Source organism: Paenibacillus sp. N3/727, assembly GCF_022637315.1.
Classification (GTDB): Bacteria; Bacillota; Bacilli; order Paenibacillales; family Paenibacillaceae; genus Paenibacillus_AQ; species Paenibacillus_AQ uliginis.
In genome coordinates, this window is record NZ_CP093336.1 from 4,361,084 (window position 1) to 4,374,048 (window position 12,965).

Here is a 12,965-nt window from a genome sequence, read left to right on the forward strand (position 1 = left end):
GTTAAAAGCCTCAATGTGTGTTCAGAGTGATTGTGAATATTTTGTGAACTTTCTGATATGTGATTTCGCTTTCAAGGAAAAATTTATTATTTATTCAAATCATAAACATCCTGAGCCATAAAACGAAGCAGGCCTCCCAGGAATGAATTCTCGGGTGACCTGCTTTTGTTTTTTGGATAACCTTATTTAACATTAATTCTGAGGGAGAAAAGTGCTCTTTTCACCCACGTGGTAAATGTGAAGCTCATGCATCGCTCGCGTGCAAGCAGTATAAAACAACTTCCGCTCACTTTCTTTGCTGTACACTTCATTCGATCCATTATATATAATCACAGCATCAAACTCCACGCCTTTGGCCAAATAGGCCGGCACGACAAGTGTACCTTTTTCAAATGCAGGGGTGTTCTTTGTAATGAGTCTTACCGGAATTTCCGCCGACAGCTGCTTTTGAACACGCCGGCTTTCCTCTTCCGTCTTACAAATGACTGCCACATAATGATATCCCTTGTCATGGAGACTGCGAATATCGGATATGACCGACTTCGTCAATTCAGCTTCTGTCTTTACTGGAATAACACGAGGCTCCTCGCCAGGGCGGTTAAACGGAACGATGACCTCTCCCCCCGGAATCATCTTCCGTGTAAATTCAACGATCTCATAAGTGGACCGGTAACTCCGTGTTAGGTTGATCACTTCTGTCTCTTCTTTTCCGTATAAGCTGACTAGATTCTCCAAACTTCCCAGCGCTTCACCGTGAGCATAAATGGCCTGATTAAGGTCGCCTAGAACCGTCATTTTTGCACGTGGGAATAGCCGTTTGAGAAATTCCAGCTGAAAGGCTGAATAGTCCTGCACCTCATCCACGATAACATGGCGGATCGATGTGTTCGTCCGGAAGCCTTGCAGCAGCTCTTTCAAATAAAGAAACGGAGTTGCATCTTCATAAAATAGTTCCTTATGTTCGATCTTCTGCATCGTCTGACTGCACACTTCACTCCAGCTGCCAGGCAAAGCCGCTTCATTTCCTGCCAAACGTCTGAACAACCGTTCGTCCGCAAACAGCTTTCGATACAACCCTTTAACATCAACAAACCGGAACCGCTTGATCCAGCGCCGCAAAGGTTTGAGACGGTCACTAACCACCATACGCCCGAGAAGTTCCTTCTCCTGATCAAAATCGTTAAAGCTGTCTTCCTTCTTGCTCTGTTTTCGCCGCATCGTTTGATAAGCACGGTGATAATCATCCGGATCCATCAACTCGATCTGATCCTCAACCCATGGCGCTTTTCTCTCTTCATGCGAAAAATCGGATAGCCTCTTCAGCATCCACTCTCTCATTAAGTCGAGTCTTCCGGCGAGTTTAACCGCAGAGTCATAACCATAGAACTGAGCAGCCATCTCATCTCCACTTATGATGACCCTGCCCTGAAAAACAACGGGCCTAAACATCATGCCGTCTCTCTCTAACAGGTCTTTATACGAACGAATAACATCCAGATAAGGCACGGAAGACTTATAAGCTATTCCCATTAGACGCGCCCGGTGAGCCGGTGTATCTGGTGCATTCAACAAAATTTCGGTCTGTGTAAACACATCTTCCAGCTCGAATTCCCTTCCGAGCCGATGCTCCAGATAAGATTGGAATGTTGTCTGCTGCATGTTCTCTTCCCCGAGCTCTGGCAGAACCGTTGAAACATAACTGTTAAAGAGGGGGTTCGGCGAGAACAGGATCATCTGATCGGCCTGCAGCACCTCCCGGTATTTATACAGCAAATAAGCAACTCTCTGAAGGGCAGCCGAGGTTTTCCCGCTTCCGGCAGCACCTTGAACGATCAACATACGTGTCTTGTCATTCCGAATGACTGCATTCTGCTCTCTTTGAATCGTAGCCACGATACTTTTCATACGATCATCAGCGCTGTGGCTGAGCACCTGCTGCAGAAGCTCATCACCAATGGTCACTCCTGTGTCAAATAGGACCTCAATGACTCCATCATGAATAACAAACTGCCGCTTCAGGCTCATCTCTCCCGTTACAGTACCGGAAGGCGTCTCATACCGGGTTATTCCCGGTGCTCCATCATAATATAAGCTGGAAATCGGAGCACGCCAATCATACACAAGAAAGGTCTCCGAGTCGTCGTCCATAAAGGAACCGATCCCTAGATAAATAGACTCCTCCTGGTTCATTCCTTCTTCTCGGAAATCAATCCTCCCAAAATAAGGTGAGTAAACGAGCTTCTTATATTTTTTCAAAGCTTTGCTGGACTGCAGGTGGGATCTCTCTCTTTCGGAAAGAACCTGGGCCTGCTGCCGCAGGTTGGTTGACGTCTCGCCCAAATCATCAGGGTTACTGAAATTGACGGTCACCTCATCCCAGAATTCTTTACGCATGCCAATGACATCACCACGCACTAAACCGACATCCGCCTCAAGTTGAGTAATTTTACTGCTGATTTTAGCCGTGACATCCGTTACCCGCGTTTGTTCGTCTTTCCAATCCTGATCGCTGATAGCCATCTTTTCATCCCCTTATGCACTGGTTGACAGCGTGCTTAATCCATGATATAATTGGATTGCATCAGACATAACATTGATATATCTGTACAATCAGACCAAGATTTATTTTATCAGTCTACACCACATTAATCAATATGGTAACCCAGAAGTCGGCTAAACTAGCCGGTTTTTTTGTGTTTACTTATAAATAAACAGGCTGGACTTTCTGTGCCCGCCTGTTTATTTATATAATCGCACTTCATTATGATTCGTATAACGACGTCTTTACTACCCTTATTTCTTGAGCCAGGCCAGTATTCCTCCGTTGTTATCCTTATCCTCCACGAAACGGCTGATGTGATCCGCAACTCTGTTTAACCGCTCTAATGTATGGCCATAGTCATACATTGCCGCTGCAACAATCGTCAACCGAAATCCCCCGGGCTGCATACCCGCCCCACATATCACCTGATCCATAAAAGCCTCGTTCTGTTCTGCCATACACTCGGCCTCATCCCCATTAGGCTTCAGTATATCTTCAAACTTCCACAATATATGCTCATGGAATTTGATGAGCCGTTCGAGATTCGCATCAAATTGCTCATCAATTTCCTCACTACGCTGAACCTGAAAATAGTGATTCTCCACGGCGTTAAGCACTTCATACCCTTTTTGGAGCGAGCTTAACAGGTGCTTATACACAACCAGCTGTCTGGAGTGGCTGAATTTTGCACGCTTCATTTTTTTCTGCTCTTCCTCAAACAAATTGTACTTGTCAGTCAGAGATTTAATCGTCCCCTCCAGACCGTTCAATTCATCCCGGTAAACGGAGTCCTTGATTTCGTGGGAGATAGCGGTTCGGAGCAGCAGTGACATTTTACCGAATACGCTGTTGATTTGCTTGAAATATTGCTCTCTCGGCTTCGGGGGAAAGACCAAGATATTAATCAGAAATGCTGAAACGATACCTATCAGTGTCAAAAAGAACCGGTTGATGGCAAAATCCCATTGTCCGGATGCTTCCATGACCGAAATGACTGTGACCAGGGTCAGACCGATCGTCTCTCCCATATTCAATTTAATACAGATCATAATAACCAGAATACACACAAGTCCTACGGAGATAGGTTGATTGGTAAGAAAATATCCTCCAAGCATCGCGATAATAGCACCAAGTGTGCTGGTCTGCAATTGGTCAAGGAAATACTTCCAAGACCGATAAATTGAAGGCTGCATTGCAAATATCGCTGCGATTGCAGCACCGACCGGCGAAGTAATGCCGAGCAGCATCGTCAGGTAGAGGGCTAAAGTTACAGCCAAGCCCGTCTTAAACATTCTTGCACCGAAGGCCATCGACAGCCCTCCTTAACATATTTCTATGGTCACTATTCATGTATAATGGATAAGAACTGACCATTGCAGTAACCCATCTCATATACGAAGTAATTACCCTTTGGGTTCCACTGTTATGCAGTTTCTGCTTCTTAGAGACTCGTACATACCGATAGAGAACATTAACCATGAACAACTTGCCAAATACCCACCAATGACATCACTTGGGTAGTGAACTCCCAGATAAATTCGGCTTAGTCCAATGCCCAAAATCATCACACTGAATAAAATCAGAACAAAAACTCTGCGTAATACGTTATCTAAATGCTTCCACAGCAAATAGGTTAATATCCCGTACAATGCAAAGGCAGCCATCGAATGTCCGCTCGGAAAACTATATCCGGTTACTTCTACCAAACGGTTTATATCGGGTCTTATTCGGCGAAACGACATTTTCAATACCATATTCAATATTTGAGATCCCAATACTACAGTAAAGAAGAGTATTATTTCTCTCCGAAGCCGCAACGCATATAACAAGACAGATACGGCGGCACAAATCACAATAATGGGAACTGTGGAACCAATGTATGAGAAGCCTTTGGCGATATCCGTTATCGCAGGCTGTTCAAATCCACGGACAAGCTCTATGAAAAAGGAGTCGAACCCGAACACTCTATCTAACACAACCATGACGGCTACTCCTGCGAAAGCAAGAAACGAAAGAAAAGATAAGATCCAAAACCGTCTAATCCGGGTATTAGAATATGTATGGTTGTGACTCATGATGTCATCTCCCTAATGCTTGCCTCATTTATAATGTGGACCAGAAACAAGATAGTATCATGTTCCCCAGCTGTTGTACAGCTATTTCCAATATGTTTATTTTTTCGTAAAAATCTAATTATTATCACCAATTCATCGAAAAACTTTTTTAGGAGGTTTATATGCAATACAAACGCTGGATCACTGCCGCTTTAGGAGCAGTTATATGTGTTTCATTGACCGCTACTGCCCATGCAGACACAGGAGAAGTGCTTACCGGAGCCGGATCTTATACTACTGTTCTTCCGCCTGGAGCCGCTGAAGCCCAGCCTGACATTTACAAAACATCCAGGGTGACCGGTAAAATGCCTACAAATGACTGGTGGAGTAGCCTTGCATGGGATACCTATTCGGAAGCACAATACCCCCATCCTCTTGCGATAAAGAACGAGGAAAGCGGCATACAAATTTTTAATCCGAGCCCGCGAATATCGGCAGACAACACTGCGATCTCTGGCACGTTGGATGATACTCGTGATTTTACGGTTGGACATTCAGGTATAGCCACCTTTCCGGATGCCAAGGTCGATGATTATAACGATTGGTTTGTCAGAGCCGAGTACAAGTCCGGGACGAAGTCAATGAAGGTTACATATGGTCACGGTTCGCCATTCGTATATTTCACTTATACAGACGGAGATCCGCAAATTTCATTTCACTCCACGCCGGAAGTCTGGTACGGAAATGCGTCCAGTTCAGCTATAGGAGTAACCATTGATGGTGCCCATTACGGGCTTTATGGACCGACAGGCAGTACTTGGAGTGGTATTGGCAGCCGTAAGCTGACCAATTCGCTTCATGGCAGGGACTACTTCTCTATTGCCGCATTACCGGATAACAAACCTGCAATCCTTGAAAAGTACAGGCAATATGCTTATTCACATGTTACAGATACCAAGGTCAGTTGGAAATATGACCCTTCAACCAGTGAGGTCACAACGACGTATACATATGATACGGAACCAAAAGAAGGGAGCCAAAATGGGACCATTTTCGCCTTATACCCCCACCAATGGAAACATTTATCCAGCACTTATCTTCTTCCATACATATATCCATCGGTTCGCGGCCAAATGAAGACGGGTGAAGGCAGCTCTTTTCAAACAAAAATGAAGTTTACAGGTGTGCTTCCCTCCCTGCCGGACAAAGGTTCCTACGACCGGGACAAGCTCGCTCAATATATAGAAGAAGCCAAAGATGAAGACTATTACGGTGCTCCTGACACCTATTCGGTCGGAAAGCATCTTGGAAAGCTGACAGCTCTTGTACCGATTGCTGAACAAATAGGAGATACGATAGCCGCAGAACGGTTTCGCAGTGAAATCAGGTCGCGTTTGGAGGATTGGTTAAAAGCCAGCGATATCTCGGGCAATCCAAATCCCTCCGAGTTGTTCTATTACAACAGCCAGTGGGGCACACTCATTGGTTATCCCGCAAGTTACGGTACGAATATAGAACTGAATGATCATCACGTTCACTACGGATATTTTTTGAAAGCAGCCGCTGAAATCGCAAGGACGGACAAAAGGTGGGCCAGCGACAGTCAGTATGGTCCCATGGTTCAATTGCTGATTCGGGATATTGCGAGCATGGACAGAAACGACCCGCTGTTCCCGTTTCTTCGCAACTTTGATCCCTATGCAGGACATTCCTGGTCTTCGGGTCATGGCAGATTCGGTGATGGGAACAACAACAGCTCCTCTGCTGAGACCATGAACGCCTGGGCAGCGCTTATTTTGTGGGGAGAAGCAACTGGAGATACAGATACACGGGATCTCGGCATTTATTTATATACAACAGAAATGAATGCTATAAATGAATACTGGTTTGATACGGCTGGCACGAATCACTCTTCCAGCTTTACACGATCTAACGCGAGCATCATCTGGGGTGGTAAAACGACCGGAGATTCAACGATGTGGACTGCCAATCCGGAAGTGGTTCACGGAGTGAACTGGCTGCCAATCACGGGTTCTTCTCTATATCTGACCCAGTACCCTGCCTATGCCGGTAGGAATTATGAAACCATGGTTGAAGAAAACGAAGGAACAGATTTCAATGCATGGGAAGATCTCGTGTATATGTACTTAGCTATTTCAAACCCTACGGAAGCTGCAAATATGTTCGCTGCTCAAGCGAGTTCCATGGTACCGGAGCAAGGTAATTCAAAGGCAAACGCGTATCATTGGATTCACAATCTAGAGGCCTTAGGTACCCAAGACCCGGACATTACCTCAGACTATCCGCTGTATGCTGTTTTTGATAAAAACGGGCATAAAACCTATGTGGTCTATAACATGACTGATTCTGAGAAAACCGTATCTTTCTCAGATGGTACAGTGATAACCGCTTCTCCAAATCGTTTTACGATTATATCGAAAAAAGAGAGCCCTTAATACGGATCTTTCGATAATTGGGTACTATATGGAGGGAATCTAAATGAATTGTTTAGGCTGTGATTTGGCAAATAAGCGAGAACCAGTCCACCTGGTATATGAAGATAATTATGTTACTTGCTTCTTAGACCATGCCCCATTTAATGAAGGGCACGTTTTAATATTGCCTAAAAGACACATCAGATACTTTGATGAGCTTGACGAATATTCTGCAAATTCATTAATAAAAGCATCCATGCTTATATCACATGTCATAAAAAGAGTATTTCATCCTGATGGCATTACCGTATGTCAAAATGGTGGAATGTTTGATGAACTAACTCATTTCCATATGCATGTGGTTCCAAGATATGAAGGACAAAACTTTGCGGATTTTTATACAGAAGATGGAGACGATCGTATTGAAGAAGAGACTAAGTTAGCAGAGAGTAAAAGAAAAATTATTGATGCCATTAGAGCTAATTGAATATTTACAATAGACTAAAAATTAAAAAGGGACAGTCCCAGGTCAATGGACCTTTTGGGACTGTCCCTTTTTTGATTGATGATTCAATTGTATATAACCCAAATGGTCACAAATGCGGCCAAAGCAAGTACATAGAGCAGTACCAGTCTCACCATATTCGTTTTCGTCCTGCGCTCATATTTCGGGCTAGACTTCTTGTTTTCCTGAGATAAGCCTACCATGACAGTGGCTACACCTCCGATTAACGCTAAAGCAATGACAATGACATAGGATATCACGTCATATCCCCCTTCATCTGTAGTCGATAGTCGGAGATGTGCTTACATCGATGATGAATCAGAACCGCCCATCCAAAATATCCTTAACTGCCTGCACTCCTTCTTCGATACTGCCGACGTGCAGGACAATCTGTGTGCTCTCGTCATAATGACGGGAAGAATGATCATACTTCGGATCATAATAATGTGTCAGCAGCAATTGTATAGCTTCCGGATACCGGTCTTCGGCAAGACAGCGTCCAATCTCTGCGGCGACAGGTGTATGGATCCGCTCTTTGATCCGCTTGAAGGCCTCTACATATTCATCTTTGAATTCGGCTGGTCGATAATCCTTCATAATCTGCGAGACGCGTTCTTCCATAGGCATATCCATAACGATGGCCGTACCGGCCTCCTTCTTCTCAATAAGGAAATCCGGGATGACAACCTTACCGACTCGTTTACTTTCCGCTTCAATTAGAACATATGGTGATCTTCCAACTTCTTTTAACCGTTCAAGCAGCAGAGAGTCAAATGTCTTCTGATTGCGGGAGCTGAGACCGATATGTCCGAAGATCGATCCACGGTGACCCGATAAACCTTCCAGGTCAATGACCGGATACCCTTCCTGCTGCAGTTGCTGTAGAACAGCGGTCTTGCCGGTTCCGGTGAATCCATGAAGCACAAAAGCCTCTGAGTCCAGTTTCGTCTGCTCCAGTGTTTCGACGACCAGCTTACGATACGCTTTAATCCCGCCTTGCAACCGGTACACATGAATATCCATCAGGGAGAGCACGGTGGCTGCTGTCCGGCTGCGCATACCGCCCCTCCAGCAGAATACCGCCTTATTGCCTTCAATGCCCTTAAATTCCTTCACAAAAGCTGGAAGCTTAGCAGACATGATTTCCAGACCGCGCTCTTTGGCCGCATCGACACTAACCTGTTTATACAGGGTCCCTATCTCCGCTCTTTCCTCATCATTAAACACCGGAATATTACTGCTGCCTGGTATGGTTGACTCCTTGAACTCCGATGGAGATCTAACATCGATCAGACTGATTTTTTTACTGCTCTGAAGTTCAAGCAGTTCCTCCACACTGATGTCTTGAAACATATCCGTACGCTCCGCTCCTTTGATCCATGCAGGACCACTCTGGTTGTTATTCGACAACAATTCTTCCCGGATGATCGGCTGTTACACGTCCGATCAAGCCTGCCTCAACGCCTGCATCCAAAAGTTCTTGAAGCAGCTTTCCTGCTTCGCTCTCCTCAACCGCAATCAGCAGACCTCCTGAAGTTACTGCATCACACAAAATCCAGCGGTCAACTTGGTCCATCTGTTCAGGGAAATCTACAGAATCGCTGACGTGATTGTGGTTATTTTTCGTACCACCGGGAATCACTCCAGCTTCGGCCATCTCACGGACACGCGGAAGTACAGGCACTTGGTCTTTTACGATTCTGATACCTGCCCCGCTGCCTTTTGCCATTTCAAGTGAATGTCCCATCAGACCGAAACCTGTTACGTCTGTACAAGAATGCACATTATAGTGCTCCATGATTTCAGCAGCTGTCTTGTTAAGCCCCGCCATTACTGAAGTCACCCGAGCAATCTCTTCTTCACTGAGCAGATCTTTCTTAATGGAGCTTGTCAAAATACCTACACCAATCGGCTTTGTAAGGATAAGTGCGTCGCCAGGCTTCGCTCCTGCGTTGGTCCGAACCTTGTCTGGATGAACGATACCGGTAACGGCCAAGCCGAATTTTGGCTCTTTGTCATCAATGGAATGTCCTCCGACAAGAGTCACCCCTGCTTCTTTCAGCTTATCTCCCGCTCCGCGTAATATATCAGAGAGAACTTGCTTGTCCAGTGTCGAGATCGGAAATGCTACAATGTTTAACGCTGTAAGCGGTTTGCCGCCCATTGCGTAAATATCACTTATCGCATTAGCTGCTGCAACCTGACCGAATGAATACGGATCATCAACGATCGGAGTGAAGAAGTCGACGGTTTGTACTATAGCAAGATCATCCGTCAAACGATATACACCTGCATCGTCACTTGTATCCAAACCGACCAGTAAATTCGGATTGTGTTCCGCAGGCGGAAGTGTGCGAATAACTTCGGCCAGATCCGCCGGTCCGATTTTGCAGCCGCATCCCCCTTTTGAAGAATAAGAAGTCAGTTTGATTTTTTCAGGTTGGTTCATATGATGGATCATCCTTTCATGACGGTTATCATCTGTACTTTCAACATACAACAACCCCGGAAATGCTATGCTGATCTCGCAGCATGAAGCACCTCCCGGGGGCTAATCAACAAGGAGTCGTTTTTTAGTTAATTTCATTATATGAAAATGCCGGCATTAAGTCTATTCGTTTCCACTCCCTCAAATTGGTGAAGCTAAAGGAAACAGCAGCCTCGCCTTCATCTTTTTTGCGGTTATGGGCATGCTGTTTGTTATTCCAGCTACGGCAAAAATTCCAATCTTCCATACATTTATCTCATTACTGAGCGGAATACTAATGCTATAAAAAGCTATACTTCCTAAATATTGGTTTATTTTTTCAATATTTTTATCATTTCTTAAGGTAAGCCGTTTGTTTATCTGGTAAAGTGATAAAAGATAATAACAACTCATTATTAGAAGCAGTTGAAGGGAGTCAATGATTTTAATGAAAGAAAATGATGATCTACAGCCAACGAACAACGGACGTCCGGAGGATGATAGGGGACAAGCCCAGGATCAGAACCCGAATGTAACGCCAGATCCTGTCACACCTGATGAGAATGAAATCCTGCCGGAAACGCCGGATTCAGACAAAAGCTCCGAAGAAATATCTGATTTGGAACCTGCTCGGGACGAACTTACTCCACTGGATGATGTTGCGGTCCAACCATCCGAATCTGCAGAATCTCTTACAACTGACAGTGGTGATATAAACGAAACCCCGGCATCAGGAAACGGAAGCGGCGGCGGAGGCAAAGGCTGGATGATCGCATCTCTGCTATTGGCGGCCGCACTGATTGTCGTCCTGATCGTGAATCCATTTGCTAAGAATAGCGGCAAAGAAGCAGTAGCCTCCATAAATAATGTCGACATTACAAAAGATAAATTGTACGACTCACTTGTTAAGGCTGGTGGAGAGCAAACCCTGGAGGCTCTCATCACAGAGGAACTGCTCAAGCAAGAGCTCAACAAGAAATCCATCAAGATCACAGATGCTCAAATTAATGAAGAAATCAAATCCTTAAAGAGCATGTTCCCATCGGAAGAAGATTTCAATACAGCTATGAGCTCCAGTGGAATGACGATGGACATACTGAAAGACCAGACCAAAATGCAACTTGAGTTGACTCAACTGATGGGCGACAAAGTGAAAGTGACAGATGAAGAAGTAAAGGAAGTTTACGACCAGTATAAAGACAGCTTTGCTACACCTGAGGAAGTTCGTGCTTCCCATATTCTCGTCGAGACGAAAGAGGAAGCCCAGAAGATCATTAAGCAGTTGCAAGACGGTGCCGACTTTGCGGCCATTGCCAAAGAGAAAAACCAAGACGCTACGAAGGAAACCGGGGGCGACCTTGATTTCTTTGCACGCGATTCCGGTATGGATAAAGCCTTTGAAGATGCAGCCTTTAAGCTGAAAAAGGGTGAAATTACCACTGAACCGGTAAAAAGCTCCTTTGGATACCACGTCATTAAAGTGACTGACCGCAAAGAAGCAACGAATCCAACGTTTGAAGATAAAAAAGAGGAGATTCGCAAACAGCTCGTTTCTACGAAAGTGAACGAACAGTCCGTTGCGTTTATCCAAGAATTGAAAGACAAAGCGAAGATTACGAACAGTCTTGAAAAGAAAGAAGATAAAGGCGCTAGTGAGTCGGGTAAATCTTCAGCGAAATAATATTCAAAAGTACCCTATGCTATCAAAGGCATAGGGTACTTTTTTGTTAAATTTTAAAAATCCCTTTTATGCACCCGGAAAACGTGTTAGAATGAAAGCGTTATCAAAAAAATGATAATTGAATAAGGGGGAATCAGAATGATGAGGTGCGCACCAGAATCCAGAAATGTGTATGAGGACTTCGTGGTCGAGACGGACATTCTGTTCTTTAAAACCGGAACCCACGGGTTGGTCAGCTTTCACGGCAGAAATTATAATATAAAAAAAAGAATGACTGCCGAACAAATCACCTCGCTTTTATCCGGAAAACAATTCTTTAATGTTGGCGGAAACTGCTACGTTAATGTAGACAAAGCTACGGATGTCGAACAAGGAATTGTTTTTTTTGGCGAAAAGGCACCGTCCTCAAAATTTCTTCGTATTCCAAGAAGAAAGCAAGAACCGCTCAAACGACTCATGGCGGGGGTCAAACAGCCTGTTACATAGTCCCTGCTAGATGAAGGGGGTGTCCCAAAAGGTCCATTGACCTGGGACGCCCCCTTTATCTTTCGCATAGTTCTTATGTTAACGAAACGGCGAAACCGCTTGATAACCGATATAGAAAAATACTTCCCTAAGCAAGAATGGCAGCTTGGTGCTCCAGCTCTTATAAGCACTGTTGACAGCAGGTGATGAATAAGCAACCAAATTCAGGTCGTCCGCCATAACCATTGCTCGTTTCATATGAAGCGGGTCGCTGACGATGATGAAAGAGGTGATTCTTTCACGTTCTGCAACGATTTTAGCATTATATAAATTTTCTTCGGTAATAGTAGAGGTTGTCTCAGTTAAGATATCCTCGGTCTTCACTCCATGACGAAGTGCATATGCTTGCGCGGCTTCCGCCTCGCTAATCTCGCCTTCTCCTCCACTGCCTCCCGTGAAAATCAACTTCTTCACATTTCCAGTATCGTACAGCTTAATAGCATGGTCAATTCTCCCCTTCAAGACAGGCGAAGGCTCTCCGTTAACAATGCCTGCACCCAGAACTATAGCTGCATCGGCTTGAACAAGGTTTGTCTTCTGTCCAAAGGACCAGATAGAATAGGCTGTATACATGACGTATATGAACAGAATGATTACCAGCATAAGAAGAAATCGCAGCGTTCTGCTTTTCTTTAGAGATTTTTTCCGACTAATGAAATCGCTGGCCATACATGCCCTCCTATGCGTTATGGGGTTTATCCCCCTAAGAAGCTCACGTTCTCCCGGCAATCGCCATCTTAAAACGCCTGGCTGCAG

Annotated in this window: 12 protein-coding genes; 4 read left to right on the forward strand and 8 right to left on the reverse strand. The window is 44.8% G+C overall.

The features are described from left to right. Window positions 1-192: 192 nt before the first annotated feature. The 3 genes from helD to MNQ98_RS20095 all read right to left on the reverse strand — a co-directional run bounded on the left by helD (window position 193) and on the right by MNQ98_RS20095 (window position 4,524). The gene (helD, locus tag MNQ98_RS20085; RefSeq protein ID WP_241929823.1) at window positions 193-2,520 is read right to left on the reverse strand and encodes an RNA polymerase recycling motor HelD; all 2,328 of its coding nucleotides are present in this window, start codon (window positions 2,518-2,520) and stop codon (window positions 193-195) included. 273 nt (window positions 2,521-2,793) lie between these two features. Next, window positions 2,794-3,852: an FUSC family protein gene (locus MNQ98_RS20090; protein ID WP_241929824.1), complete on the reverse strand. Its 1,059-nt coding sequence runs from the start codon at window positions 3,850-3,852 to the stop codon at window positions 2,794-2,796. Between the two features lie 93 nt (window positions 3,853-3,945). Then, window positions 3,946-4,524, reverse strand: coding sequence for a phosphatase PAP2 family protein (locus MNQ98_RS20095; protein WP_241929825.1), 579 nt, complete (start codon window positions 4,522-4,524; stop codon window positions 3,946-3,948). 254 nt (window positions 4,525-4,778) lie between these two features. Here MNQ98_RS20095 and MNQ98_RS20100 point away from each other — a divergent pair, with 254 nt between their 5' ends. Then, window positions 4,779-7,052 carry a glycosyl hydrolase gene (locus MNQ98_RS20100; protein WP_241929826.1) on the forward strand — a complete coding sequence of 758 codons (2,274 nt, stop codon included), beginning with the start codon at window positions 4,779-4,781 and terminating at the stop codon, window positions 7,050-7,052. 43 nt (window positions 7,053-7,095) lie between these two features. Then, window positions 7,096-7,518, forward strand: a complete 423-nt coding sequence (locus MNQ98_RS20105; RefSeq protein ID WP_241929827.1) for an HIT family protein — start codon at window positions 7,096-7,098, stop codon at window positions 7,516-7,518. An 83-nt stretch (window positions 7,519-7,601) separates the two neighbouring features. On the opposite strand, the gene MNQ98_RS20110 is transcribed toward MNQ98_RS20105, so the two are convergent. From MNQ98_RS20110 to MNQ98_RS20125, 4 genes are all read right to left on the reverse strand, one after another. Beyond that, on the reverse strand, window positions 7,602-7,796 hold the full coding sequence (locus tag MNQ98_RS20110; protein WP_241929828.1) for a hypothetical protein: 195 nt from the start codon (window positions 7,794-7,796) through the stop codon (window positions 7,602-7,604). Window positions 7,797-7,854: 58 nt separating this feature from the next. Beyond that, the gene (gene mnmH, locus MNQ98_RS20115) at window positions 7,855-8,889 is read right to left on the reverse strand and encodes a tRNA 2-selenouridine(34) synthase MnmH (protein WP_241933985.1); all 1,035 of its coding nucleotides are present in this window, start codon (window positions 8,887-8,889) and stop codon (window positions 7,855-7,857) included. A gap of 46 nt (window positions 8,890-8,935) precedes the next feature. Beyond that, entirely contained in the window at window positions 8,936-9,985 is a 1,050-nt protein-coding gene (selD, locus tag MNQ98_RS20120) for a selenide, water dikinase SelD (RefSeq protein ID WP_241929829.1), read from the reverse strand. Window positions 9,986-10,109: 124 nt separating this feature from the next. Beyond that, window positions 10,110-10,271 (reverse strand): hypothetical protein, encoded by a 162-nt coding sequence (locus MNQ98_RS20125; protein ID WP_241929830.1) that lies wholly within the window; start codon window positions 10,269-10,271, stop codon window positions 10,110-10,112. A gap of 180 nt (window positions 10,272-10,451) precedes the next feature. Between MNQ98_RS20125 and MNQ98_RS20130 the strand changes: the two genes are divergently transcribed. Both MNQ98_RS20130 and MNQ98_RS20135 read left to right on the forward strand, forming a co-directional pair. Continuing rightward, window positions 10,452-11,684, forward strand: a complete 1,233-nt coding sequence (locus tag MNQ98_RS20130; protein ID WP_241929831.1) for a peptidyl-prolyl cis-trans isomerase — start codon at window positions 10,452-10,454, stop codon at window positions 11,682-11,684. A 138-nt stretch (window positions 11,685-11,822) separates the two neighbouring features. After that, entirely contained in the window at window positions 11,823-12,170 is a 348-nt protein-coding gene (locus tag MNQ98_RS20135) for a LytTR family transcriptional regulator DNA-binding domain-containing protein (RefSeq protein WP_241929832.1), read from the forward strand. Window positions 12,171-12,248: 78 nt separating this feature from the next. Here the strand turns inward: MNQ98_RS20135 and MNQ98_RS20140 are convergent, their stop codons facing one another. Then, window positions 12,249-12,863 carry a YdcF family protein gene (locus tag MNQ98_RS20140; protein ID WP_481856778.1) on the reverse strand — a complete coding sequence of 205 codons (615 nt, stop codon included), beginning with the start codon at window positions 12,861-12,863 and terminating at the stop codon, window positions 12,249-12,251. Between the last annotated feature and the right edge of the window lie 102 nt (window positions 12,864-12,965).